22 protein-coding genes are annotated in these 25,581 nt (G+C 72.6%); 10 read left to right on the top strand and 12 right to left on the bottom strand.

Annotated elements, in window-relative coordinates; genetic code table 11:
- Positions 1-43: 43 nt before the first annotated feature.
- Positions 44-697, top strand: a complete 654-nt coding sequence (locus tag CFP65_RS10705) for a class I SAM-dependent methyltransferase (protein WP_104815889.1) — start codon at positions 44-46, stop codon at positions 695-697.
- A gap of 16 nt (positions 698-713) precedes the next feature.
- On the opposite strand, the gene CFP65_RS10710 is transcribed toward CFP65_RS10705, so the two are convergent.
- Complete coding sequence (locus tag CFP65_RS10710; RefSeq protein ID WP_104820773.1) at positions 714-1,445, bottom strand: nucleotidyltransferase domain-containing protein; 732 nt, start codon at positions 1,443-1,445, stop codon at positions 714-716.
- A gap of 302 nt (positions 1,446-1,747) precedes the next feature.
- Between CFP65_RS10710 and CFP65_RS38845 the strand changes: the two genes are divergently transcribed.
- The 3 genes from CFP65_RS38845 to CFP65_RS10730 all read left to right on the top strand — a co-directional run bounded on the left by CFP65_RS38845 (position 1,748) and on the right by CFP65_RS10730 (position 5,258).
- Positions 1,748-3,148: a hypothetical protein gene (locus CFP65_RS38845; RefSeq protein WP_158702130.1), complete on the top strand. Its 1,401-nt coding sequence runs from the start codon at positions 1,748-1,750 to the stop codon at positions 3,146-3,148.
- Between the two features lie 8 nt (positions 3,149-3,156).
- Positions 3,157-4,164 (top strand): N-acetylmuramoyl-L-alanine amidase, encoded by a 1,008-nt coding sequence (locus CFP65_RS10725; RefSeq protein WP_254552328.1) that lies wholly within the window; start codon positions 3,157-3,159, stop codon positions 4,162-4,164.
- A gap of 158 nt (positions 4,165-4,322) precedes the next feature.
- Positions 4,323-5,258 (top strand): hypothetical protein, encoded by a 936-nt coding sequence (locus tag CFP65_RS10730; protein ID WP_104815890.1) that lies wholly within the window; start codon positions 4,323-4,325, stop codon positions 5,256-5,258.
- A 210-nt stretch (positions 5,259-5,468) separates the two neighbouring features.
- On the opposite strand, the gene CFP65_RS10735 is transcribed toward CFP65_RS10730, so the two are convergent.
- The 3 genes from CFP65_RS10735 to CFP65_RS10745 form a co-directional block, all read right to left on the bottom strand.
- On the bottom strand, positions 5,469-6,527 hold the full coding sequence (locus CFP65_RS10735) for a prenyltransferase (RefSeq protein ID WP_254552329.1): 1,059 nt from the start codon (positions 6,525-6,527) through the stop codon (positions 5,469-5,471).
- Positions 6,524-7,258: a class I SAM-dependent methyltransferase gene (locus CFP65_RS10740; protein WP_104815891.1), complete on the bottom strand. Its 735-nt coding sequence runs from the start codon at positions 7,256-7,258 to the stop codon at positions 6,524-6,526. The genes CFP65_RS10735 and CFP65_RS10740 overlap by 4 nt, the downstream gene beginning before the upstream one ends.
- Before the next feature lie 62 nt (positions 7,259-7,320).
- Positions 7,321-8,634, bottom strand: a complete 1,314-nt coding sequence (locus CFP65_RS10745) for a glycosyltransferase family 4 protein (RefSeq protein ID WP_104815892.1) — start codon at positions 8,632-8,634, stop codon at positions 7,321-7,323.
- Positions 8,635-8,850: 216 nt separating this feature from the next.
- On the opposite strand from CFP65_RS10745, the gene CFP65_RS10750 reads away from it, so the two are divergent.
- A complete protein-coding gene (locus CFP65_RS10750; protein WP_104815893.1) occupies positions 8,851-9,444 on the top strand; it encodes a TetR family transcriptional regulator in 594 nt (197 codons plus the stop codon).
- 158 nt (positions 9,445-9,602) lie between these two features.
- Here CFP65_RS10750 and CFP65_RS10755 read toward each other — a convergent pair whose 3' ends face one another.
- Positions 9,603-11,108 carry an aldehyde dehydrogenase gene (locus CFP65_RS10755; RefSeq protein WP_104815894.1) on the bottom strand — a complete coding sequence of 502 codons (1,506 nt, stop codon included), beginning with the start codon at positions 11,106-11,108 and terminating at the stop codon, positions 9,603-9,605.
- A 207-nt stretch (positions 11,109-11,315) separates the two neighbouring features.
- Here CFP65_RS10755 and CFP65_RS42065 point away from each other — a divergent pair, with 207 nt between their 5' ends.
- Positions 11,316-12,665, top strand: a complete 1,350-nt coding sequence (locus CFP65_RS42065; RefSeq protein WP_104815895.1) for a prenyltransferase/squalene oxidase repeat-containing protein — start codon at positions 11,316-11,318, stop codon at positions 12,663-12,665.
- A 52-nt stretch (positions 12,666-12,717) separates the two neighbouring features.
- Here CFP65_RS42065 and CFP65_RS10765 read toward each other — a convergent pair whose 3' ends face one another.
- The 3 genes from CFP65_RS10765 to CFP65_RS10775 form a co-directional block, all read right to left on the bottom strand.
- A complete protein-coding gene (locus CFP65_RS10765) occupies positions 12,718-13,059 on the bottom strand; it encodes an antibiotic biosynthesis monooxygenase (RefSeq protein WP_104820776.1) in 342 nt (113 codons plus the stop codon).
- 842 nt (positions 13,060-13,901) lie between these two features.
- Complete coding sequence (locus CFP65_RS10770; protein ID WP_158702131.1) at positions 13,902-14,657, bottom strand: amidase domain-containing protein; 756 nt, start codon at positions 14,655-14,657, stop codon at positions 13,902-13,904.
- A gap of 241 nt (positions 14,658-14,898) precedes the next feature.
- A protein-coding gene (locus tag CFP65_RS10775; RefSeq protein WP_371682399.1) for an IS3 family transposase occupies positions 14,899-16,091 on the bottom strand; the annotation gives its coding sequence in 2 pieces (ribosomal slippage) (positions 14,899-15,863 and positions 15,863-16,091; 1,194 coding nt in all).
- 299 nt (positions 16,092-16,390) lie between these two features.
- On the opposite strand from CFP65_RS10775, the gene CFP65_RS10780 reads away from it, so the two are divergent.
- The 3 genes from CFP65_RS10780 to CFP65_RS10790 all read left to right on the top strand — a co-directional run bounded on the left by CFP65_RS10780 (position 16,391) and on the right by CFP65_RS10790 (position 19,952).
- Positions 16,391-18,058, top strand: a complete 1,668-nt coding sequence (locus tag CFP65_RS10780; RefSeq protein ID WP_158702132.1) for an AMP-binding protein — start codon at positions 16,391-16,393, stop codon at positions 18,056-18,058.
- A 168-nt stretch (positions 18,059-18,226) separates the two neighbouring features.
- Positions 18,227-18,919, top strand: coding sequence for a 2-phosphosulfolactate phosphatase (locus CFP65_RS10785; RefSeq protein ID WP_104815898.1), 693 nt, complete (start codon positions 18,227-18,229; stop codon positions 18,917-18,919).
- A gap of 115 nt (positions 18,920-19,034) precedes the next feature.
- Positions 19,035-19,952 carry a GNAT family N-acetyltransferase gene (locus tag CFP65_RS10790; RefSeq protein ID WP_104815899.1) on the top strand — a complete coding sequence of 306 codons (918 nt, stop codon included), beginning with the start codon at positions 19,035-19,037 and terminating at the stop codon, positions 19,950-19,952.
- Here the strand turns inward: CFP65_RS10790 and CFP65_RS10795 are convergent.
- Both CFP65_RS10795 and CFP65_RS10800 read right to left on the bottom strand, forming a co-directional pair.
- Positions 19,913-20,623 carry a hypothetical protein gene (locus CFP65_RS10795; protein WP_104815900.1) on the bottom strand — a complete coding sequence of 237 codons (711 nt, stop codon included), beginning with the start codon at positions 20,621-20,623 and terminating at the stop codon, positions 19,913-19,915. The two genes, CFP65_RS10790 and CFP65_RS10795, sit on opposite strands and share 40 nt — an antisense overlap.
- Positions 20,624-20,721: 98 nt before the next feature.
- A complete protein-coding gene (locus CFP65_RS10800) occupies positions 20,722-22,788 on the bottom strand; it encodes an MFS transporter (protein ID WP_104815901.1) in 2,067 nt (688 codons plus the stop codon).
- A 266-nt stretch (positions 22,789-23,054) separates the two neighbouring features.
- On the opposite strand from CFP65_RS10800, the gene CFP65_RS10805 reads away from it, so the two are divergent.
- Complete coding sequence (locus tag CFP65_RS10805) at positions 23,055-23,969, top strand: peptidoglycan-binding protein (protein WP_104815902.1); 915 nt, start codon at positions 23,055-23,057, stop codon at positions 23,967-23,969.
- 34 nt (positions 23,970-24,003) lie between these two features.
- Here the strand turns inward: CFP65_RS10805 and CFP65_RS10810 are convergent, their stop codons facing one another.
- Positions 24,004-24,591 (bottom strand): TMEM165/GDT1 family protein, encoded by a 588-nt coding sequence (locus tag CFP65_RS10810; RefSeq protein WP_104815903.1) that lies wholly within the window; start codon positions 24,589-24,591, stop codon positions 24,004-24,006.
- A gap of 211 nt (positions 24,592-24,802) precedes the next feature.
- Positions 24,803-25,576 (bottom strand): ABC transporter permease, encoded by a 774-nt coding sequence (locus CFP65_RS10815; protein WP_254552331.1) that lies wholly within the window; start codon positions 25,574-25,576, stop codon positions 24,803-24,805.
- Between the last annotated feature and the right edge of the window lie 5 nt (positions 25,577-25,581).

A 25,581-nucleotide genomic window follows, 5' to 3' on the forward strand; every position in this document is an offset into this window, starting at 1 on the left:
TCGGCCGTCCGGCCACCAGCCCAGCAGCAGGGAGCAGCCCGCCATGACCGAGCTCCGGGAGAGCCTCCGCCCCACGTCCGAGGTGCTCGCGGCCTTCGAGGCGGCCACCGGCTTCATGCCGGTCGACGAGGGGCTGGCGCTGTACGCGGCAGCGGCCGAGGCGGCCGCGCGGACGGGGCTGCCGGTGCTGGAGATCGGCACGTACTGCGGGCGTTCGGCGATCCTGCTCGCCGATGCCGCGCGGGCCGCCGGGCAGGTGGCGCTCACCGTGGACCACCACCGGGGCTCCGAGGAGCAGCAGCCGGGTTGGGAGTACCACGACCCGGGCCTGGTCGACCCGGAGGTGGGCCTTATGGACACCCTCCCCTCCTTCCGCCGCACCCTGCACCGGGCCGGCCTGGAGGAGCACGTGATCGCCCTGGTCGGGCGTTCGCCGCAGATCGCCGCCGTCTGGGGCGGCCGGCTGGCGCTGGTCTTCATCGACGGAGGCCACACCGACGAGCACGCCACCGGCGACTACGAGAGCTGGGTGCCGCACCTCGACCCGGCGGGCCTGCTGGTCATCCACGACGTCTTCCCCGACCCGGCCGACGGCGGCCAGGCCCCCTACCGGGTCTACCTGCGCGCCCTCGCCGAGGGCTTCGAGGAGGTCTCGGTGACGGGCTCCCTCCGCGTGCTGCGGCACACCACCGCCTGAGCCGGACTCGCCCGGTTCAGCCGACCGTCGGGACGAGCGCGCCCTGCCAGCTGCGCCGGTACCCGGCCGAGAGCGGGCCGCCGACCAGGTCGAGCACCCGGCCCGCCGCCGCCCCGAGGGCGGCGGGCTCGCCGTGTTCGGCGAGCCGCAGGTGGCCGTCCAGCAGGGCCGCGCCGAGCACGGCGTCGGCCGCGAGCAGGCGGCGCGGGAACCACTTGCCGGTGCCGGTCCAGGCCCGGTGGTGGTCGCAGAGCAGCTCGGCGGCCGCCGCCAGCACCGCTCCACCGACCGCCAGCGCCTCCCGCCGGTCGGCGGCGTCCGCGAGGTCGTCCAGCAGGTCGGTGAGCCCGTACCGCCGGGCCTCGACCGCCGCCGCGCCGAGCGGGGCCGGGCCCGCCGCGAGTTCGGCCACCGCCCGGGCCCGGGCCTCGGCGGCGAGGCCGTCCGGGTCGTGCAGCACCAGCGCGTCGGCGTACATGCTCTGCATCACGCCCCGGCGGGAGGCGGTGTCGGCGGCGAACAACTCGCCGAGCCCGGCCCGGGTGTGGACGAACAGCTCGGCGAGCCGCCCCTCGTACCGGACCGTCTCCCGGTAGGTCTCCCAGCCGTCCGGGACGAGCACCGCGAGGTCGAGGTCACTGCTCGGGGTGGCCCGCCCGGCGGCGACCGAGCCGGCCAGCAGCACGGCCAGCGCCTCCGGGAAGCGCTCGGCGAGTCGGCGGGCCTGGGCGATCGGATCCGAAGTCATGGCGAGCACGTTCGCACACCGCCGCACGGTCTGTCAGCTGCATGAACGCCCGACCGCCACCGGCTCGCGGGGGCGGCCGGACGCGCCCGGGCGGACACCCCGGGTGACCGTTCGGGCACGGGGAGGTCCGAGGCGCCGAGGTGCGCGCCCCGGCGGATTGGCTGCGCCGGTGATCGCGGATGCCCTACCTTCGTCCGGGTGCCGCCGTACCGTGCACCGGCTCCGGCCGGTACGGTGTCGGCGAACAACCCGGACCGGTACGGCCGTGAGCGGCGCGAGACGACAGCGGGGGCGAGCCAGGCATGAGCGACCAGGACAGCACCGCCCCGGCGGTCTGGGACCCGACCGCGCGCGGCGGAGCGGGCGGCTGGGTCCGTCGCGGCCCCGGCCAGGCCCCGCCGCCACCGGGTGCCGAGCAGCCGCCGGGCCCGGGCGGCCCGCCGATCGCCCGCCCGTACGTCCAGGCTGCCGCGCCGGCCCCGCCCGCGGGCCCGCCGACCGCCGCCCCCGGCTTCCCGCCCCCCGCCGCAGCGGACGACTCCTTCCCGCTCGCCGCCCCGGCCCCGGCCGGTCAGCCGCCGTTCCCGCCCGCCCCCGCGGGCGGCGCGCCGTACCCGGGCCCACCGACTCCCCCGCCCCCGCCGACCGGCACGGGCTACGGCTTCCCCCCGACCGGAGCGCCCACCGGAGCACCCGGCGGAGCACCCGGCGGAGCACCCGGCGGAGCGCCTGCCGCCCCCGGCTACGCCTTCCCGCCCCCCGCCGCGCCCGGCGCGCCCGCCGCCCCGGGCTACGGCTTCCCGCCGCCCGGCTACCCGCAGCCGACGCCACCCGGCGGCTTCCCCCAGCCCACACCACCCGGCGGCGGACCGTTCGGGCAGCCGCCGGGCCCGAACGCCACGGGCGCCCAGTTCCAGCTCTTCGGGCCGCCCGGGCAGGCCGGCCAACCAGCCCAGTACGCCCAGTACGGCCAGTACGAGGAGCTGGGCGCCGCCCAGCAGAGCTCGCGCGGCAACCGGAAGGTGCTGCTGGTGACGCTGGCCGCCGTCCTGGTGCTGCTGGCCGGGACGGGTGTGGTCTGGGCCCTGCAGGGTGGCGACCCGCCGAAGCCCAAGCCGAGCGCCGCGCCGGTCGCCCCCAGCAGCGCCACCAACGCCGCCCCGCCGAGCAGCAGCGACCAGGCCACCGACCAGCCGAGCGGCAGCGCGAGCCCGAGCGCGGCCACCGTGCCGGGCATGGGCCCGGCCGCCGCCGCGCAGGGCAAGGCGCTGGACGACCTGCTCGCGCAGGACGAGGGCGCGAAAGCCCCGATCGGCAGCGCCGTCTCCCAGGTGGGCTCCTGCACCGGCGGCTCGGCGGCCTCCGCCGTGCCGGTGTTCGAGGGCGCCGCGCGCCAGCGCGAGCAGCTGACGGCCGCGCTGGACAAGCTCACCCTGACCGACCTGCCGGGCGGCGCCGACCTCGCCCAGCTGCTCAAGACCGCCTGGCAGCGCTCGGCCGACATCGACCGTGCGTATGCTGCCTGGGCACGCACCGTCCAGGCGCAGGGCTGCACCAACGGCAAGGCCCCCGCCACCGCCGACCTCCAGCGGGCGAACGACCTGAACCCGCAGGCCACCCAGGCCAAGCAGGCGTTCGTGGCCCGGTGGAACCCGGTGGCCACCGGCCTGGGCCTGACCGCACGCACCGAAGACAGGATCTGAGCCACCCCGTGAACGGCACCAACGGCAACGCACGCACCGGACGATCGACCACCTTCCGGCTGACCGTCCTGGTCTGCGCCGCGCTGCCGCTGAGCTACGCCGGGGTGCTGAGCTGGCAGGCCCTGGCCGGCAGCGACCACCACCCCGCGCCGACCGCCGCGCACGCCCCGCCGGCCAGCCAGGACGAGCTGGTGCCCACCATCCCGACCGGCACCGCAGCCCCGGGCGCCGCGGCCCCGACCGGCACCCCGCCCCAGGGCACCCCGGCCGCCCCGCCCGCACCGGGCAGCGGCTCCCCCGCCGCCCCGGACCCGAACCGGGGCCCGCTGACCGGCCGGACGGTGCTGCTCGACGCCGGCCACAACACCGGCAACGGCAAGCACACCACCGAGATCAACCGCCAGGTGGACATCGGCAACGAGCAGAAGGAGTGCGACACCACCGGCACCGAGACCAACGCCGGCTACTCCGAGGCCGAGTACACCCTGGACGTCTCCCGCCGGGCCCGGGCCATCCTCCAGACCCGCGGCGCCACCGTGGTCTTCACCCAGGACGGCGACCGCCCCTGGGGCCCCTGCATCGACGAACGGGCGAAGATCGGCAACGACGCCCACGCCGACGCCGCGATCTCCGTGCACGGCGACGGCGCCCCCGCCTCCGGCAGCGGCTTCCACGTGATCCTGCCCGCCAAGGTGGTCGCGGGCCGGGCCGACACCTCCGCGATCGTCGACCCCTCCCGCCGGCTCGGCCTGCTGCTGCGTCAGGACTTCAAGGCCGCCACCGGCGAGCCCTACGCCGACTACATCGCCCAGCAGGGCCTCGACACCCGCGCCGATCTGGGCGGGCTCAACCTGTCGAAGGTGCCGAAGGTGTTCATCGAGTGCGGCAACATGCGAAACTCGGGCGATGCCCAGCGGATGACGGACCCCCAGTGGCGTCAGCAGGCCGCCCAGGGGATCGCCGATGCCCTGACGGCCTTCCTGACCACCACCGACACCCCCGGCGGGACGGGCTGACCGAGCCCCGCCGCAGGGGCCGGGGACCGTGATCGCGGAGGGCGCTGTGCGGGGCCAAATGCCGTACCTCTAGGCTTTTGCCCCGTATGCCTCCGGCAGCCAGCCGGCGGCACCGCCGTCCAGGACCGACCGAAGACAGACCAACGAGGGGAACGTACGTGAATCTGCGCGCTCTCACCAGGGGAGACGCCGCCGTCGCAGGTGCGGCGCTCCTGCTGCTCATCGCCTCCTTCCTGCCGTACCGTTCCTTCAGCTTCTGCGTCCTGAAGACGTGCAGGACCAACTCGACCAGCGCGTGGTCGACGGACCTCTTCCCCGTACTGCCCTCGGTCTTCCTGCTCGGGATCGCCGCCGCCGTGCTGGTGCTGCTGCACCGCTCGCAGGGCGAGGCGGCCACCGGCCGCCAGATCCTCGGCCTGCGGCTCGACCAGTGGGGCACCGCGCTCTCGCTGGCCGCGCTCTGGTCCGGCCTGACCTCGCTGGCCGGCGGCGGCTCCGCCGTCAGCAACGGCTTCGGCGCCTGGCTCGCGGTGCTGGCCCTGCTGGTGCTCGCCGGTGCGGCCGCGGCCGGCCCGCTGGTGCCCGCCCTGAAGGCCCCGCTGCTCTCCGACAAGCCCGCCCCGGCCCCGCAGGGCTTCCAGGGCGCCCCGCTCGGCTACCAGGGCCCCGGCACCACCCAGCCCGGTCAGCCCGGTCAGTACGACTACGGCTTCCAGGGCGGCGCCCAGCAGCAGCCCCCGGCCTTCGGCGGCCAGCCCCAGCCCCAGGCCGGCGGCTACGGCTACCCGGCCCCCGGCCAGGCGGCCCACGACCCGGCCCCGCCGACCCAGGCCCTCCCCCCGCAGCAGCCCGCCGCCCCGGAGCCCACCCCGGCCCCGGCCGCCCCCGCCGTGGACTTCGCCCCGTTCTGGTTCGCCGTCCCGGTCCCCCGCCAGCTCGCCCCCAAGGACAACCCGGCCGGCGCACCGGTCGGCGAACTCCTCCCCGGCACCTGGTACCTGGCGGTCGAGCAGCGCGGCACCGCACTGGTCGCCCAGCTCCCCGACGGCAGCCACGGCCTGCTGGTGGACGTCTCAGGTATCCAGCGAGGCTGAACCATCCTCCCCAGGGGACGTTGCACTACATAGGGGCGCGGGGAACTGCGCGAGTCCGGAAGGCTCAGACCTTGAGTCTTAGGACCGCGTAGTTCCCCGCGCCGCTTTGATGGTGCAACTGGCTCTCAGCGGAAGCGATTCGCACCGCTTCTTCCGTACTCGCGCAGTTCCCCGCGCCCCTGATAGTGCAACTACCGGCCCGATGAAGAGTCAGCAGCAGTCGTTGACGACGAGCCCCGCCGGCAACTGCTCGCCGCCGAAGACCGCCACCGTCGCCGGGTCTCCCCCGAGCGCCGCCACGGCGAGCAGCAGTGCTCCCGCCGTCCAAGTGGTGCGCTCCTCGGGCCAGATGGCCTCGTCCTCGAAGACGTACCCGGTCCAGTACGACCCGTCGGTGTGCCGCAGGTGCTGGATCCAGCGGAGGATCTCCACGGCGCGGTCGGACTGCCCCACCGCCCAGAGGGCGAGCGCGAGTTCGGCGCTCTCACCGCCCGTCACCCACGGCCGGTCACTGACGCACCGCACGCCCAACTCCGGCACCACGAACCGCTCCCACTCGCCCGAGATCCGCGCGGCGGCCTCGGCCCCGCGCAAGGCGGTGCCCAGGACGGGGTAGTACCAGTCCATCGAGTAGCGGTCCTTGTCGAGGAACCGCTCGGGGTGGTGGGCGATCGCGTGCCGCAGGCGGCCGGCCGCCAACTCCCAGTCGGGCTGGGGCTCTTCGAGGTAGTCGGCGATGGCCAGACCACAGCGCAGCGCGTGCAGGATGCTGCACGAGCCGGTCAGCAGTGCCTCCGGCACCGCCGTCCCGTCCTCGTCCAGGCGCCAGGCGATCGGCCCGCCGGGCAGCCGCAGGCCCACGGTGAAGTCCAGCGCCCGCCGGACGGCCGGCCAGAGCAGCTCCAGGAAGGCGTCGTCCCCGGTGCTGAGGTGGTGGTGCCAGGCGCCGACCGCTATGTACGCGCAGAAGTTGGTCTCCTTGGACGCGTTGCTGACCTCGCCCTCGGTGTAGCCGGCGTACCAGGAGCCGTCGGCGTTCTGGGAGGCGATCAGCCAGCGGTAGGCGGCCTCGGCGGCGGCGTGTTCGCCGGCCGTGTCGAGGGCCATCGCGGCCTCGGTGTGGTCCCAGGGGTCGAGGTGACCGCCCCGGAACCACGGGATGGCGCCGTCGGGCTGCTGGTCGGCGAGGATGCTCCGCACGGTCGCGGCGGCCTGCTCGGCGTCCAGCACGCCGTCGAGCAGCAGCACCTCCGGGACGGCGGCGGTCACGCGCCGGGCCGGTTCGGCTTGGTGGCGTACGCGACGAAGCTCTTGCCGATCGCCGGGTTGAGCGCCTTCTCGGCAGCCCGGGTGAGCTTGCCGATCACCGGGGTGCCGACGATGTCCCAGACCAGCAGCTGGTGGTACGCGCGGACCGGCAGTGCCTTGTCGTTGTCGACGCCCACCGCGCACTTGATCCACCAGTACGGCGAGTGCAGCGCGTGCGCGTGGTGGGTGCCGTACGGGTCGAGCCCGGCCTCGCGGAGCTTGTCGAGCAGCTCGTCGCCCCGGTAGATCCGGATGTGGCCGCCCTCGTTGGCGTGGTACTCGTCGGAGAGCGCCCAGCAGATCTTCTCGGGCAGCCAGCGCGGCACCGTGACGGCCAGCACGCCGCCCGGCTTGAGCACCCGGACCATCTCGGCGAGCACGCCCTTGTCGTCCGGGATGTGCTCCATCACCTCGGAGATGATGATCTTGTCGAAGCTCTCGTCCTCGAACGGGAGCTCCAGCGCGTTGCCCTCCATCGCCACGGCCGAGGCGCCGGCCGGGGCCTCACCGGCCTGCTCCATGGCCGCGAACCACTTGCGGACCTCGGCGATCTCCTCGGCGTTCTGGTCCAGCGCCACCACATTGGCCCCGCGCCGGTAACACTCGAAGGCGTGCCTGCCGCCACCGCAGCCGAGGTCGAGCACCCGGTCGCCGGGGGCGAGCGGGAAGCGGGAGAAATCGACGGTCAGCACTGGTGTGCTCCCATTCTCAGTAGCGGTGGGGCAGTTGACGATGCGTCAGATGAAACAGAGGGTCAGGCGACGTAGCGCCAGCCGGCCCCGGATCGGGCCCGCTGCCCGACCCCGGTGGCGATGGCCGCGCGGTAGCGCTCGACGGTCAGCTCGGCGGCCCGCTCCCAGGTGAAGCCGGCCAGCACCCGCTCGCGGCCGGCCGCGCCGAGGGCGGCCCGCAGCTCGGGGTCGTCCAGCAGGCGGCCGAGGGCGGCGGCCAGCGCGCCCGCGTCGCCCGGCGGCACCGCCAGGCAGGTCTCGCCGTCCGGGCCGGCCACCTCGGGGATCGCCCCGCCGGTGGTGGCGACCAGCGGCGTGCCGGTGGCCATCGCCTCGGCGGCGGGCAGCGAGAAGCCCTCGTACAGGGAGGGCACGCAGGCCACCTCGGCCGAGCGGTAGAGGTCCACCAGCTCCTGGTCGGTCAGCCCGCTGCGGAACTCGATCGCCGACTCCAGGCCGAACCGGCGCACCGCCTCGGCCACCGGCCCGTCGGCCTTCTGCTTGCAGACCACGACCAGGTGCGCGTCCCGCTCGGTGCGGACCTTGGCGAGCGCCTCGACCAGGTGGACCAGGCCCTTGAGCGGGACGTCCGCGCTGGAGGTGGCCACGATCCGGCCCGGCACCACGGCGACCTCCTCGCTGGGCGACCAGAGCCGGGTGTCGGCGCCGATCGGCACCACCGAGATCGCGCCCGGCGCCGCGCCGAGGTGCTCGGCGATCTCGGCCTTCGAGCTGCCCGAGACGGTGATGATGTGCGCCAGCCGCCGGGCCACCCGCTGCTGCATCCGGGTGAAGCCGTACCAGCGGCGCAGGCTAAGCCGCTTGAGCTTGGTGGGCGCCGCGTCCAGCTCCAGCTGCCGGTCCACGGTGACCGGGTGGTGCACCGTGGTGACCAGCGGGAAGCCGTGCCGGGCCAGGCCGAGCAGGCCGTAGCCGAGGGTCTGGTTGTCGTGCACCACGTCGTAGCGGCCCTTGTGCGCCGCCAGGTACTGGCGGGCCCGCAGCGAGAAGGTGAGCGGCTCGGGGAAGCCGCCGGTACGCATCGTGGCGACCTCCAGCACGTCCACCAGACCCCGGTACTCGGCCAGGGCGGGGGTGCGGAACGGGTCGTCGGCGCGGTACAGGTCGAGGCTGGGCAGCTCCACCAGCCGGACCGAGCCGGGGCCCTCGACCTCGTCGAGCACCGGGAAGGGCTGGGAGCCGATCACGTCCACGTGGTGACCGAGGCGGGCCAGCTCGCGGGAGAGGTGGCGCACGTACACACCCTGCCCACCGCAGAACGGGTCACCCCGGTAGGAGAGCAGGGCGATCCGCAGCGGTGGCGGCAGCGCGGTCATCCTGGGCCCCTATTCCCTACCTCACAGCGCCCGATGCGCAGCGGTAAAGTAGATCACGTTTCAAGTGGTGGTGCGGAGAGGTCGCCGTCGGGCTGGTGAACGACGAGAGACCTCGAAGATACCGGCCCGTAGCTTCGTGTTCGGAGCCAGGGCTGGTGATTCACGCCACGCTGACCGCCTCCACGGCACCCCCGGCCCGCACCGACTGGAGCTCCCTTGACCACCGTCACCCCGCCCGGGCCCCAGCTCACCCCGCGCCAGGTCGAGCGCCGCCGCCGCATCCTGCGGGCCTCCACCGCACTGGCCGCCCGGGGCGGGTACGAGGCGGTGCAGATGCGGGAGGTCGCCGAGGGTGCCGAGGTGGCCCTCGGCACCCTCTACCGGTACTTCCCCTCCAAGGTGCACCTGCTGGTGGCCGTCATGCAGGAGCAGCTCCAACAGCTGCTCGACCAGGTCCGCCGCCACCCGCCCACCGGCGACACCCCCGCCGCCAGGGTCGCCGAGACCCTCACCCTCGCCTTCCAGGCCCTCCAGCGCGAGCCCCGCCTCGCCGAGGCGATGGTCCGCGCCCTCTCCTTCGCCGACCGCTCGGTCTCCACCGAGGTCGACCGGGTCAGCCACCTGACCGCGGCCATCGTCCTGGACGCAGCCCGCCTCGGCGGCGTCCCCGACGCCGACCAGCAGGCCGCGCTCCGCGTGATCGCTCACACCTGGCACGCGACTCTGCTGGCGTGGCTCTCGGGCCGTTCCTCACTGACCGAGGTCCGGGCCGATCTCCATACGGCGGCGAAACTTCTGATGCTTCGGTAACCACCAGGGGCGCGGGGAACGGCGCGGCCCACCCTGCACTCTGATCCCGTCTTACGCAGATGCCCACTTGCACTATCCGTTGACAGTGCAACCGGGCATCTCTGCGATCTTCAGGCGAGCTCACTGGCCGGGCGCGCAGTTCCCCGCGCCCCTGGTGGTTACCGTGGGAGCGAAATGGTCTTCGACTCGAGGTACTCGTCCAGGCCCTCCGGGCCGAACTCCCGCCCCAGTCCCGACTGCTTGTAGCCGCCGAACGGGCCGAGGTAGTCGATCGAGAAGGTGTTGACGGAGAAGGTGCCGGTGCGGACCCGGCGGGCCAGGTCGAGGCCGCGGTCCGGGTCGGCCGTCCAGACGCTGCCGGAGAGGCCGTACACCGAGTCGTTGGCCAGCCGGACGGCTTCCGCCTCCCCCTCGTAGGGGATCAGGCAGACCACCGGGCCGAAGATCTCCTCCTGGGCGATCCGCATGCCGTTGTCCACCTCCCCGAACAGCGTCGGCTCCACGTACCAGCCGGTGGCCTGCCCGGCCGGGCGTCCGCCGCCGGTGAGCAGCTTGGCGCCCTCCCGCTCACCGAGGGCGATGTAGTCGAGGCTGCGCTGCTGCTGGCGCCGCGTCACCAGCGGGCCGATCTCCGTCGCCGGGTCCAGCGGGTCGCCGACCTTGAACGCCGCGACCTCGCTGGTGAGGCGGTCGGCGATCTCCTCGTAGCGTTCGCGCGGCAGCAGCACGCGGGTCTGCGCGACGCAGGCCTGACCGTTGTTCATGAACGCCGAGGCCAGCAGGCCCTTCACCGCGGTGTCCAGGTCGGCGTCCGGCAGGACGATCGCCGCGGACTTGCCGCCGAGCTCCAGGGTGACGCGCTTGAGGGTGCGGGCGGCGGAGGCCATGATCTGCTGCCCGGCGGCGACCGAACCGGTGAAGGAGACCTTGTCCACGCCGGGGTGGGCGACCAGGTGAGCGCTCACATCGCGGTCGGCGGGCAGGATGCTGAGCACGCCCTCGGGCAGGCCGGCCTCGCGGACCACCTCGGCCAGCAGGTAGGAGTCCAGCGGGGTCTCCGGGGAGGGCTTGAGCACCACCGTGCAGCCGGCCAGCAGCGCCGGGGCGAGCTTCGCCGCGGCCACGAACTGCGGCACGTTCCACGGCGCCACGGCCGCCACCACCCCGACCGGTTCGCGCCGCACCACCAGCAGGCCGAACTGGCCCTGGCGCCGCTCCTCGAAGGGGTGCCCCTCGGCCGTCCTCAGATACGCGGTCCAGATCGCGGCGGCGCCCAGCGCCTGGGCCCGGATGCCCCAGGAGTACGGCGAACCGTTCTGCGCGCCGATCAGCCGGGCGAACTCCTCGGCGCGGGCCTTGATCCCGTCCCGGATCCGCCCCACCAACGCCGCCCGCTCGGCCAGGCTCAGCCGGGGCCAGGGGCCCTCGTCGAAGGCCCGCCGGGCGGCCGTCACCGCGCGGTCCACGTCCTCGCGGGAGGCGTGCGGCACCCGGCCGATCACCCGCTCGGTGTGCGGCGAGACCACCTCGATGGTCTCCGACCCGGCGGGGGCGGTGTACACCCCACCGATGAACAGCTCGTCGTACTCCAGCACCCCGCCACCCGGCTGCCCCACCCCGCCGCCCGGCTGCTGCCCCTCGCCCGACCCCTGGCCGCCACCCATCGCCGTTCCTCCTACTCGCACCGGTGTTACTCGGGAGTCCGAAAAACTGGTACCAGTTCTAGTGCGTCGGCGGCCCGCCGCGCCAGTGCCCCCGACGGCCGGTCGCCGGGTCGGCGGCGGTCGGCCGGATAGAGTCGTCAGCACCGTCGAGCTCTACGGAGGGCCCGCCCCCAGGCCCGCTGTACCGAGAGGCAGTACCCCACCGCCATGCGCCGCCCCACCCAGCACCCCGCCCGTCACCTCTCGCGCGGCTCCGCCCTCCTAGCCGCCCTGCTCACCCTGGCCGCCACCCCCGCCGCCGCGGCTGCCACCCCCACTGCCCTCTACGGCAAGGGCGACCCGGCCCAGGACGGCGTCTGGCGCCAGTCCCTCACCCTCACCGCCCTCGCCACCGGGCAGGTCACCCCGGCCGACTCGGCCGTCGACTGGCTGACCGGGCAGCAGTGCGCCGACGGCGGCTGGACGGCCTACCGCGCCGACCCTGGCGCCCCCTGCGAGCCCAAGGCCGAGGACAGCAACGCCACCGCCGCGGCCCTCCAGGCCCTGGCCAAGCTCGGCGGCCACCAGGAGGCCGTCGCCAAGGGCACCGACTGGCTCAAGTCCGTCCAGCGCCCGGACGGCAGCTGGGCCCGCACCCCGGGCCTCCCCGGCGACGCCACCTCCACCGCCCTCGCGATCAACGCCCTCCTCGCCACCGGCCTCGACCCCGCCACCACCACCGCCTCTGGCGGCAGGAGCGCCTACGACGGCCTGGCCGGCTTCCAACTCGGCTGCGCGGCCCCCGCCGACCAGCGCGGCGCCTTCACCCAGTCCACCGCCACCGCTGCTTCCACCCCGGCAACCCCGGCCATCCCGGCCACTCAGGCCACCGCCCAGGCAGCCCTCGCGGCGGCGGGCGGCAGGCTCCCGGTCACCAACACCAACCGGGTGGACGCCGCCCCCAAGCCCCTCGCCTGCCCCACCGCCACCGACCCGGCCGTCCCCCACGCCGACTCCGGGGAATCCGCCGCCGCCTGGCTCAACACCCAACTCGCCGCCAACGGGCAGCACTTGGTGCACAGCGCAGCCGACCCCACCCCGGACTACGCGGCCACCGCCTGGGCCGTCCTGGCCCTGATCCAGTCCGGCCACCCGCACCAGGCGGCCTCCGCCGCCGACTGGCTCGGGGGCAACTCCTACTCCTGGTACGCCAAGGGCCCGGCCGGCACCGACGTCGCCAACACCGCACTGGTGCTGCTCACCGCCGAGGCGAGCCGGCTGGACCCGTACAACTTCGGCGGCACAAACGTCCTCCAACTGCTGATCGACGCCGGGCCCAAGCCCAAGTCCGTTCCCGGCAGCGCCGCTTCGGCCCTCGCCGAGAACCCCGACGGCACCGGCGCCCCGGGCTCCGGCATCACCGAGGCCGACGACAACGGCGGCTTCTCCCCGATCTGGCTGATCGGCATCGGCCTGGTGGTCGGCATCGGCGGCGGCCTGCTGCTCAGCCTCAACCGACGCCGCAAGTCCGCCACTCCACCGCCCCCCACCGACTCCGACTCCACTCCCCCGCAGTGAACGCCGGAGGCGGGGCACCCACCCGGGCACCCCGCCTCAGCTTCCAACTACTTCAGCCCTTCGGACCGGCCGACTGCACGACCTCGAACGACCAGAGCGTCGACCCGCTCGCGGCCGGCCGCTGCGGAGCCTGGCCACCGCTCTCGCCATCGGTGCCGCCACCCTGGTGGGCCTGCTTCATCGGGCCCTCCATCCAGGCCTGGAACGAAGCCTCGTCCCGCCAGCGGGTGTAGACCAGGTACTGGTCTGTGCCCTCCACCGGCCGCAGCAGCTCGAACCACTCGAATCCGTCCGAGCCCTCGACCGACCCGGCCCGCGAAGCGAACCGCTTCTCCAGCATCTCCCGCTGCTCCGCCGGCACCGTCAGCACGTTGATCTTCACCACACTGGCCACCACGCCCACCTCTCCCTACGCTCTCGTCCCAGGCCCCCACGGACCCGGCCACCCCGCCAGCCTACGGACTCCGCTACTACCACCTGTCAAGAAATCCCGGCAAGCGCGCCTTCCAGTCGCGATGCCGGCAGCGAAGCGGGACGCCCCGAGGACCACCAGCCGCTGCAAAACTGGCTCGGCGGTCGAGCACTGGGGGGCGCCCCACCACACACGCTCACCCGTCAAACCCGTCGGGGTGGTTCCCAAGCCAGCAAAGGCTCGGGAACCACCCCGACGGAGTTCCGCCCATCTTCGACAGTCGGTCGTCAGATGGGTTTAATAACTTCCAAATGGAACCGTTTCACCATTTTCAGAGTACAGTGAAATCGAATACCCCGATCCCTGCTCGCCACTGTATCCAAAGACGTAAAATTTAGCATTCGGAAATCCGTAGCCAGCCGGGAATTTTTTTGCGCGGGAGACCTTCTTACCCATGGAGTCTGAACTCACAGCATGATCCACATCCAGAGGGGCAGGCCCGCAAGCGAAATTCGAATCCCTTCCCGGGCCAGTGCCGCAGCCCCACATCGACATATTCTTCATATCCCTCTCGAATCCGCACGAGGAGGAATATATCGGACCATCTCCACCGGAAGCTCCAGCAATGGCCAGACACAGGTGCTCATCCTGCATCCATCCCACGAGTGTCCATGGACTTCCCTCGACCACACCAGACTCGAGCACTACTGACGTAGCAACCGAATGGGCCCGGGGGCCATCAGCTCGCCCCAATCCCATCCACAAGGCCGCCAGGATCAATACGAGAGAGGCTCCACCGGCAAAGTATTTCCAGCGCTTCGCTTTCAGCATCCCTGCGCACCGACTCCACAGGGCCATGGAACAACATGGATGATATGGATTATCTGAGATCCATTTGCACTGGTGAACAACGGCTCTCGCTCCTTGAGAGATGCGTTACTCTGAAGCCCACTGTGTTGCGAATATCGAATATCGCCGTCATTGAGCCCGGTTATGACAGCAGCATGGTGCACCTGCCCTGCCGTTGCACCGTTCGCATAGGACCAGAACATCAGATCACCCGGGGCGGCCCTGGATACCGGATCCTCATAACTTCCGGTATTTTCAAGAAAGGAGTAAAGCCCACCTGCGGTTGTCCAGGAGCGCGATCGCGTGTGCGCTCGATACTCCTCGCTTATCGTATTCACTGGAGAATTTGGCGTATCATAGTAACCATTCCACCACTGATCGACTTGATCGCTCGCACCGTTGCGAAATGGCGATTTTCCATCCCATTTCATCGGCACGCCCGCAGCAAGGAGGGCATCCGAGACAAAGTTTGTGCAATTGTCGCCGGCGGTCCAATCATTTTCCTCCGTACCATACCTTGTCGCCCAGGAGACAAGAGAAGGAAAGTTGATATACTTGTTCGACAATTGACCGTTGGAATTGGCCGGGTTCACGTCGCCAAGGTTCCCACCACGGGAGAACGAAGTGCCAGGAATGTCTCCGGCTCCGGCCCCCGCATCACGTTCCGCATCCTCTACGCTGACAGCAGCGTCCGAGTCGCTGTAGCCATTGCCGGAGCGAGTCTTGTTCACGGTCTCCTGAAGCTGATGAGTCGTCCCCGCCGCGTCTCCCGTGATCGGATCGTAAGCCATCAGGCCGGTCGGGTCACTAGAGGACACTGGATTACTACCAGCGTAAGTGTAGCCACCAGCCTAACCAGGGTCACCTGGCTCATAGACCGGGTCAACGGAGATGAAGCGACCGAGTGCCGGGTCGTAGTTGCGGGCGCCGAGGATGGTGCGGGCTTTGCCCTATTTCGTAGACACTTGCCTGTTATGCGACCAAGTCCAGGTTAGTAACAGGCCTGGCGTGCTGCCGTTCGTAGTCGACGGGGCTTCGGTAGCCGAGGGCGGAGTGCCGTCGGCGATGGTTGTACCAGGCCATCCAGGCGAAGACCGCCATGCGTGCCTGGGGCCGGGTCAACCATCGGGAACCATAGAGCAGTTCGCGCTTGAGCGTGGCGAAGAACGACTCCGCCATCGCATTGTCGTAACTCGAGCCGACCCGGCCCATCGAGCGCCGTATCCCGTACGCCCGACAGACCTCGGCGAAGGCCGCCGACGTATATTGCGCCCCGCGATCGGAGTGAAACAGCACACCGCGCACATCGCCGCCCCGGGCGGCGACCGCTGACCGGACGGCGTCGACGACCAGGCCGGCACGCATGTGCTCCGCGAGCGACCAGCCCACGACCCGCCGCGAGTGCATGTCGATCACCGTCGCCAGGTACATCCACGACCCACCGACCGGCAGGTACGTGATGTCGCCGCACCAGCGCACGTCCGGTGCCGGGGCGGCGAACACCCGCCCGACCAGGTCCGGCGCCGGGGGCACGGTCCGGTCAGCGATCGTCGTGCGGACCGTGCGCCGCAGGCGCCGCCCGGCCAGGCCGCGCTCGCGCATCAGCCGGGCAACCCGCTTGTGGTTCACCGCGCCGTGCCGCTCGCGCAGCTCGCGGGTGATTCTGGGGACGCCGTAGGCGCCGTTCGACTCGCCGTGGATCTCCTCGATCCGCCCGGCCAGCACCTCGTCGGCCGCCTTGCGGGCCACACGGACAGGGGTGGCGCGTATCCACCGGTAGAAACCGGACGCCGAGACGCTCAGCACCCGGCACAGCCGCTGTACTCCGTACAGGTCACGATGGTCGGAGATGAACCGCCAGCGGCCGGTCATCGGCCCATCTCCTTGGCAAAATACTGAGCCGCCTTCCGCAGGATCTCCTTCTCCAGCTCCAACTCACGGACCTGCCTGCGCAGCCGGCGCAGTTCCTCGCGCTCGGCGGGGGTCAACGGGCCCTCACCGCCCGCACCAGAAGGCGCTTGTGCGCGTGAGCGTGCAACCCACTGGCGCAGCGACTCCGGGTTGACACCCAGCTCCCGCGCCACCGCCGAGACCCGGCGCCCGCTGGACTCCACCAAAGCAACCGCGTCCCGCTTGAACTCCCCCGAGTACCTCGCAGTACCCATGAGGACATCCTCTCCACGGACCCGAAGATCCGCTTCTCAGAAGTGTCCACAACCTGAGGTAAAGCCCAGTCTCACCAACAGCTGGAATGCGGCCAACATCATGATCCCGATGAACTGACCGTTTTCCCTCTGCAGTCCGCCCGGGTGCCTCGAAGGTGCCCGGGCGGACTGCGTCCACCTGGTGGCGGCGCGGGTGAGGGCCACCACCTACCGCCCACTCCCGGCGGGCCGACCCCTCGCCTACGATGCCACGACCACCACGACCGGCAGGGGAGCCGGCGGCACGAAGGGGACACCCGATGGACATCACCGCACTACGCCCGGCCCCGCATCTCGTGGAGCGCTACCGTGCCGCCGGAGTCTGGCGGGCCGAGGGGCCGATCAGCGACCTGTGGCGGTGGCGGGACGAGACGCCCGAGGCGGTGGCGGTGACGGCCCGGCACGACCGTGGCACCGAGACCCTGACCTACCGCCAACTAGCTGGCCGGGTCGAGGCCTTCGGCGAGGCCCTGGTGGAGCTCGGCGTCGAGCCGGGCCAGGTGGTGGTGGTCCAGCTGCCGAACCTCTGGCAGGTGGGGGCGCTGATGCTGGCCTGCGCGCGGGTCGGCGCGGTGGTCGCGCCGCTGATGATGACGCTCGGCCCACGCGAGGTGGAGCGGGTGCTGGCCCGGCTGGAGGCCGGGGTCGTCGTCACGGTGGGCGAGTGGGCCGGGGTCCGGTACGCCGAGGGCGTGGCCGAGATGGCGCCTCGGCTGCCGAAGCTGCGGCACCGGGTGGTACTGGACCCGGCGGGCGGGCCGGCGCCCGAAGGGGCCGTCGACTTCGCCGCGCACTTCGAGCGGCCCGGCCGCACCGAGCTGCTGGCCGACGCCCCCGCCGAGGACCCCGACCGGGTCAGCGTGGTGCTCTTCACCTCCGGCACCTCGGGCGAGCCCAAGGGCGTGCTGCACACCGCCAACACGCTCTACGCGGGCTCCGCCGCCCTGATCGAGGCGGAGGGCTTCGGCCCGGCCGACCGCTGGTTCGTCACCCAGGCCGTGACGCACATCTTCGGCATGCAGTGCTGTGTCTTCAACCCGGTGCTCTCCGGTGGCAGTTCGGTGCTGCTCGACCGCTTCGAGCCGGCCGCCGCGCTCGACCTGATCGCGGAGGCTGGGGTCACCATGCTCGCCGGGGCGCCGCCGTTCGTCGCCGCGGTGCTCGCCGAGTCGGAGCGGGTCGGCACCGAACTGCCCTCCCTGCGCATGGTGTTGACCGGCGCCACCACCGTGCCCGGCCCGCTGATCGCCGGGGTGCTCCGGGTCTGGGGCCAGCCGCTGCGCACCTCCTGGGCCATGACCGAGGTGCCCGGTCACACCTGGACCAGGCACGACGACCCGCCGCTCTGGGGCTCGCAGAGCGACGGCCGCCCGGGCGCGGCCCTGGAGTTGGAGTTCCGCACCGAGGACGGCGCCGCCCCCACCGCCGAGCAGCCCGGCCGGCTCTTCGTCCGGGGCGGCGGCCTCTGCCTGGCCACCTTCGGCCGCGACACCGGCGCACTCCGCGTCCTCGCCGAGCACGACGGCGGCTGGTACGACACCGGCGACCTCGCCGCCCCGGACGGCCGTGGCGGCATGCGGCTGTTCGGCCGCGCTGCGGACCGGATCGGCGGCTCCTTCATGATCCCGGTCGCCGACGTGGAGACCGAACTCCTCGCCCACCCCGGCGTCCACGACGTGGCCCTGGTCGGCTACCGCCCCCGCGAGGACGAGGAACTCGCCTGCGCGGTGGTCGTCCCGACCGCCGCGGCCCCCACCCTCGCCGAGCTCCGCGCCTTCCTCACCGCCCGCGGCATGACCGACTGGTACCAGCCCAGCCGCCTCGAACTGGTCACCGCACTCCCCCGCAACGCCATGGGCAAGGTCCGCAAGGACCTGCTCCGCACCCAACTCGCCGCCGACGCCATCGAGAACCGGGCGACCGGCTGACCGACCTCAGGCCGGCTGCGGCGCCCCGGTCAGGACGGCGCAGCGGTCGGGACGGCGCAGCGGCGGCGGTCGCCCAGGGTGTCCGGGTGGTCGACGAGTCGGGGCATGGCGCCACCATGCCCCGAAATCGCTGGACACCACCGGGCATTGCCGGTGGATGATCAAGGGATGCGCTCACACTTCGTCGGCATCCCGGCACTCCAGCAGTCGACCACCGCCCCCGAGGCCGCCGTCGTGATCGACGTGCTGCGGGCCTTCACCGCCGCCGCCTGGGCCTTCGCCCGGGGTGCCGAGCGGATCGTGCTGACCGACTCCACCCCCGAGGCGCTCGCCCTCAAGGCGGCCAACCCCGGCTGGCTGGCGGTCAAGGACGGCGCTCCGACCGAGGGTTTCGATACCGTCAACTCCCCTGCGATGATCCGGGAGTTGGACCTGACCGGTCGAACCCTGGTGCAGCGCACCACCTTCGGCACGGTCGGCGCCCAAGCCGCCCGCGAGGCAGGGCTGTTGCTCTGCGCGAGCTTCGTGGTGGCGGGCGCGACGGCCCGACTGCTGAGCGAGCGCGGGCCGGCCGAGGTCACCTACGTGGTGACCGGCGACGAGGGGCGGGCCGAGGAGGACCGCGCCTGCGCCGAGTACTTGACCCAGCTCACGGCGGGCGGCCCCGCCGACCCGGCCGAACACCTGCGCCGCGCCGCCGCCTCCCAGCACGCCGCCCACCTCGCCGAGGGCGTCCGCAAGGGCTACCCGGGCATCCACCCCGAGGACGTCTCGCTCTGCCTGACCCCGGACACCTTCGACTTCGCGATGCTCGCCACCGTGGAGCCGGACGGCCTCACGCTCCGCGCCCTGCCCTGCTGAGCACCGTCAAGGAAGCGCCGCCAAGAGAGCACCGCCAGGAAAGCACCGTCGGGGCCCGAACGGCCTACGACCTATTGCCGATGACGGCGGGGCGGCCGCCGATTACCGTGACCGCGTGACTGATTTTACGATCATCGACGACCGGTCCGAGTGGCAGCGCGGGTACGAGGAGCGGCTGCGGGCCCGCCTCGCGGCGGGCGGGCTCGGAGCGGCTGCGGTCGAGAAGTGGCTGGCCCTGGCGCAGGAGCGGCTGGCGGAGGCCACCGTGGCGGAGATCGGGCAGGCGGGCGAGGCGGTCGGGTACGTGGCCGTGGCGCTGGAGCCACAGCCGTTCGGGACACCCACCGGGCGGCTGCTGGAGATCCGGGTCCGCCCCGGGGCCGAGCGGCACCGGCTCGCCGCCCGGCAGTGGGCGGAGGGCTGGTGCGCCGAGCACGGTGCGCGGCAGATCCGGATCCGGGCCCTCGAACCGGACGAGCTGTACGCCGACTGGGCCGTCGGCGGCCAGACCCGGATCCGCCCAGCCGAGCCGGCCCGCGATGCTGAGCGGCTCACCTACCGGCCGATGACCGAGGCCGAGTACGAGATCTGGCTGGCGGAGGAGAAGGAGGCGTACGTCGGCGGGATGCTCGGCGCCGGCACCTGGACGGAGGCCGAAGCCCGCACAAAGAGCGACAAGGACTTCGCCGAGCTGCTCCCGCAGGGCCTGCACACCCCCGAGAACTCCGTACTACTGCTCCTCGACAAGGGAGTCGGGGGCACCGACGGCGCCGAGGGCGAGCCGGTCGGTACGGCGTGGCTGAAGCACGGCTACCTGCCGGGCGTCAGCTACGGCTACTCGCTGCGCGTCCACCCCGAGCACCGGGGCAAGGGCTACGGCCGGGACGCGATGGCCGTCGGCGAGCAGGCCACCCTGGCCGGCGGCGACCAGGCCCTGATGTTCAACGTGTTCGGCGGCAATGCCGTGGCCATCAACCTCTACACCACCGCCGGTTACGCGGTGCTGGAGGAGGTCCGCGCCTTCGACCTCTGACGCACCGTCAACTCGGTTGAAAGCAGGGCCAGTCCGCCGCCGACCAGCAGGGCGGCGGCGGGCCCGGCCAGGTTGAGCAGCTGCCGCACCCCGGCCGGATCGGCCAACGCGTCAACCGGCAGCCCGAGGCCGCCGAGCAGGTAGAGCGAGTCGTAGGTGGCGGCGAGGTACGCGAGGAAGGCGAAGCCCAGGGCGAAGGGCGTCCAGGCCGCGCTGCGTTCGGTGAGCGCGAGGACGAGCAGGGTCAGGGCCGAAACGACCAGCGGGGTGGCCCCGTTGAAGCGCAGCAGGTACACGGTCTCGACCACGGCACTGGTGGTGCGGATGCCGTGCCAGTCGGCGGCGGTCAGCGCCGTGGTGAGCGCGGCGAGCGCGACGGCGGTGGCCAGGGCCGGTACGGCGCGGCCGAGTCGGCCGTGCCGGCGGTACCACCAGGCCACCGCCACGGTCTGGAGCACGAGCAGCAGCACCCAGTACACCTGGAGCAGGCCCGGGCGTTCGAGGTCGTAGGCCCCGAGGATCCCCTCGGGCGACTCGATCGGCACCCCGCACTCGCTGCCGGGCAGGCACTGGTACCCCGGCCGCAGGTAGAGCGGCAGCGCGAAGGCCAGCGCCAACCCGTGCACCAGCAGGACGAATCCGTACCGGCGTGAGACCGTGCCCACCGCCATCGTGCACCCCCGTCCGGCCGGGCGCAGTGCCCAGGCCGAACGGCAGCTTAGAACGAACGGCGGCCCCGGACGAGCGGAGGGTCGGAACGAGCCGAGGATCAGAACGAGCGGCCCTCGGAGTGCGGGTGGGGCTGCTCCACCGTGCGGTCGGGCTGGTCGTGGCCGAGCGAGGCGGAGAGGCGGGTGAGCAGCACGGCCAGGTCGTCGAACTGCTTCTCGTCGTAGTCGCCGAGGAGTCGGGAGAGTTGGGTGCGGCGGGCGGCGACCAGCTGCTGGGCGGCCTCGGCGCCGGATTCGGTCAGCCGGAGCGGGAGGCCGTTGCGGACGGCCAGGCCGCGGCTCTCCACCTCGCGGGCGGCCTCCTCGATCACCTTCATCGGGACGACCCGCTTCTCGGCGAGCTCGGCGGGCTCCGCGTAACCGTGCTGGTGCATCTGGAGGATGAGCCAGCTGGAGGCGGGGTGCAGGTCGAGCCCGGCCTCGGCGGTGATCCGGCGGAACAGGTCGCGGCGGGCGCTGCGGCTGCTGAGCACGGACATCGCCCGGGCGATCTCGTCCAGCGAGGAGCGCTCGACCGGGTTGAGGCCGATCGACTCGCTGAGGTCGGGGGCGGTGACGGTGGAGCGCAGCTTCTGCTCCCGGATGAAGAGGGAGAGCACGAAGGCGACCACCGCCACCGGCACCGCGTAGAGGAAGACCTCGGTGATCGACTTGGCGTAGGCGTGGTAGATGCCGGCCTGCAGGGCCGCCGGAAGGGAGGAGATCACCCGGGGGTCCGAGGAGACGGCCTCGGGGCTGAAACCGGGCGGCAGCGGCTGGCCGGCCAGGGCGTCGGCCAGCTTGTCCTTGAGGCCGCCGGCGAAGATGGTGCCGAAGATCGAGACGCCGAAGGAGGCCCCGATCGAGCGGAAGAAGGTGGCCCCGGCGGTGGCCACGCCCAGGTCCTCGTAGCCGACCGAGTTCTGCACGATCAGCACCAGCACCTGCATGACCAGGCCGAGACCGAGGCCGAAGACCAGGAAGTAGAGGCTCATCTCGGTGGTGCCGGTGTGCTCGGTGAGCCGGGAGAGCAGCAGCAGGCCGACGGTGGTGATCGCGGTGCCCAGGATCGGGAAGATCCGGTAGTGGCCGGTGCGGGCCACGATCTGGCCGGAGCCGATCGAGGTGAGCAGCATGCCGAGCACCATCGGCAGCATGTGGATGCCGGACATGGTCGGCGAGACCTGCATGACGACCTGGAGGAAGGTCGGCAGGTAGGTGAGCGCGCCGAACATCGCGAAGCCGATGACGAAGGAGACCACCGAGACCAGGCTGAAGGTGGTGGAGCGGAACAGCCGCAGCGGCAGCACCGGCTCGGCGGCCGTCCGCTCGACCGCGACGAAGGCGACCAGCAGCACGACGCCCAGCACGCCGAGGCCGATCACCTGCCAGGAGCCCCAGGCCCAGGTGGTGCCGCCGAGCGAGGTCATCAGCACCAGGCAGGTGGCCACCGAGGCGATCAGGAAGGTACCCAGGTAGTCGATCTTGTGCCGGCGCTTGACCTCGGCGGTGTGCAGCACGGCGGCGATCACCACCAGGGCCACCGCGCCGATCGGCAGGTTGATGTAGAAGACCCAGCGCCAGCTCAGGTGGTCGACGAAGAGCCCGCCGAGCAGCGGGCCGAGCACGCTGGTGACGCCGAACACCGCGCCGAACAGGCCCTGGTACTTGCCGCGGTCCCGGGGCGAGACCAGGTCGCCGACGATGGCCTGGGAGAGCACCATCAGGCCGCCGCCGCCCAGGCCCTGGAGAGCGCGGAAGGCGATCAGCTCGCCCATGTTCTGGGCGATGCCGCAGAGCGCCGAGCCGACCAGGAAGATCACGATGGAGGCCTGGAAGAAGCGCTTGCGGCCATACATGTCGCCGAGCTTGCCCCAGAGCGGGGTGGCGGCGGTGGAAGCGAGCATGTAGGCCGTGACCACCCAGGAGAGGTGGTCGAGGCCGCCGAGGTCGCTGACGATGGTGGGCAGCGCGGTGGAGACGATGGTCTGGTCGAGCGCGGCCAGCAGCATGGCCAGCAGCAGCGCACCGATGGGCACCCAGAGCCGGTGCACCGTCACTTCGGGCGGGCCGCCCGGGGGGCCGCCCTCGGGGGTCGCCGTGCGCTCGGCCGCCGCGTCCGCCATCGCCGCTCCTCCGTGCTGTCCGCCGTGCGGGTCGCCGCACTGTCCGTCGCACTGTCCGCCCGCACCGTTCGCCGTGCGAGCTGATGATCATTCAGTCCGACGACCATCATGGCGCGGTTTGCCCGGGTTCAGGAGGTTTCGTTAGCCCGAGCGGGCAGGCGGGACGGGCCGGGTACCCGGTCGGTGCACGACCTTCGCTGTCCCGGGCTCGGGCACCTGCTGCATAATCAGGCGCGTCCGCCACCCCGACCGAGGAGGACCGGCCCATGCCGGAACAGCATCCGGCACCCCAGGAGCACCCGGGCAACCCGGACTTCGAGGACACCGCCATCCTCCCGTTCACCGAGGGCCCGCCGCTGGTCCGCCCGTACGTCGCGGGCGGCGCCGCCTCGGTGCCGGACCAGGACCCGGGCACCGCGCTGCTGCCTCCCGCCCCCTCGGCCCCGCCGCAGCCCCACCACCCGCCGGCCCGACCGACCGGCGCCGCGTACACCTATCAAGGCGGCACCCACCAGGGCGGTGCCCACCAGGGCGGGCGGGCCGAGCGCAGACAGCAGCAGCGCAGCCGCACCGGACGCAGACGCGCCGTCATCCTGGCCGCCGGCGCCGGGATAGCCGCGGTGGGTGCCGGGCTGGCCTTCGTGCTGCCCTCCTCGGACCAGGGCCGCACCACCGTCGGGGCGCCCGACTACCAGCCGGACGCGGGCGTGCCCTACCCCAGCTTCTCGCCCAAGCCGGTCGCGCAGAGCGCCAGCCCCTCGGCCACCAAGGCCACCCCGAGCCGCAAGCCCTCCCCCAGCGCCTCGCCCAGCCGCTCGGCCACCCCCACGCCGACCCCGAGCGCCACCCCGAGCCACTCGGCCGTCCCGACGCCGACGCCGACCCCGACCCCGACCCCGAGCGCCACCCCGACGCCGACGCCGACCCCCACCCCCACGCCCACCAGCGAGGGCCCGCGCTCCCTCTCGTACGGGATGTCCGGCTCGGACGTGAGCTCGATGCAGCAGCAGCTAGCCGACGTGCTGTTCTGGAAGTACGACGACTCGCTGGTCACCGGCACCTTCGACGCCGACACCCAGCGGGCCGTCAAGTACTTCCAGCGGATGGCCGCCGTCACCGGCGACCCCTCCGGGGTGTACGGCCCGTACACCCGCGCCTCGCTGGCCAACTACGCGGGCTGACCACGCAGGCTGACCCTCAGGGGCCGCCCCGGCCTCAGCCCTTGATCGCCTCGAAGATGCTGAAGGCCGCCATGGCCAGCATGATCGCGGCGGCCACCCTGACGATCACCTTCATCGGCACGTACTGCAGCAGCTTCTGCCCGCCGACGATGGCGATGCCGCCCACCGCGCACAGGGCCAGCCAGGCGCCCAGACCCACCGCGAGCGGGTCGGCGTACTTGGCTGCCAGGTTGGCGGTCATGATCTGGGTCAGGTCACCGAACTCGGCCACCGCCACCACCATGAAGCTGGCCCCGGCGACCCGCCAGAAGCTCGGCGAGGCGGGCTCCTTGGCCTCGTGGCCGTCCTCCTCCTCGTCCTCCTTGTGCCAGAGCAGCATCAGCGCGCCGAGCAGGAAGAGCACGCCGGTGACGCCCTCCACCCAGCGCTGCGGGAGCATCGAGAGCAGGCTGCCGGCCACCAGCGCGAGGCCCACCTGCAGGGCGAAGGCGGCGGCGATGCCGGCGAAGACGAAGCTCGCGCGGTAGCGGGTGCCGAGCACCAGGCTGGCCAGCGCGGTCTTGTCGGGCAGTTCGGCCAGGAAGATGATGCCGAAGGTCAGGACGGCTACGGTCAGGCTCATCGGTCGCTTGAATCCCTCAGGTCAAGGGCTGGCGAACCGGTGCTCCGTCAGGGGACGCCTCGGCCCGCCAGCACTGGTCATGGTCACAGCACTGCGGCCGAAGGTCTCGCCAACACCCCGGTGGAGCGGGATGTCCCGGGCGCCGGGCCCACGGATGGGCCAGTATGTCGACGAGCCGGTGGAGGGCTACTCCCCTTCAACGCGGGCAAGCCTACCCGACCACGTACCCGCGCCCGACCAGTTCCAGCACCACCACGATCGCCACCGACTCCACCGCGAGCAGCGCCACCAAGACGAACAGCTGCACCGCGCCCGCCTGGACGGGACTCGCCCCGCCCAGCAGCATGCCGACGAAGGCCCCCGGCAGCGTGACCAGGCCCACGGTGCGGGTCTGGTCCAGGGCCGGCACCAGCGAGGTGGCGGCGGCCGTGCGGCAGATCTCCAGCCGGGCGTCCCGCTCCTCGAAGCCGAGCGCGAGCGCCGCCTCCACCTCGCCGCGCCGCTGGCGCAGCTCGTCCAGCGCCCGGCGGCCGGCCAGCGAGGTGGCGGTGAGCCCGCCGCCGATCAGGATGCCCGCCACCGGGATGACCGACAGCCCCTGCCGGGGCAGCAGGCCGGTGCCGAGCAACAGCGCCAGTACCGGCAGCACCCCGAGCCCGATCGGGGCCGCCGCCCACCACCACTCGGGCCCGGCGGTCATCCGCCGCCCGGCCGTGCGCACCGCCACGGTGAACATCAGCAGCACGAAGAGCGCCGAGGTCCAGAGCGAGCCCACCACCCAGGCGATCACCAGCGCCACGGCGGCGAGCTGCACCACCGCGCGGACACCCGCCCGCAGCACGTCCCGCCCGTGCCCGAGCAGCCCCCAGCCGGCCGCCGCCACGGCGCCGAGCAGCAGCAGGCCGGTGAGCACCCCGAGCAGCGGGGTCACCGGCAGCAGCTGGCCGGCCGGGGCAGCCAGGCCGACGGGCGGGCGCGCGGCCACTCGGG

The sequence above is a fragment of the Kitasatospora sp. MMS16-BH015 genome (assembly GCF_002943525.1).
GTDB lineage: Bacteria > Actinomycetota > Actinomycetes > Streptomycetales > Streptomycetaceae > Kitasatospora.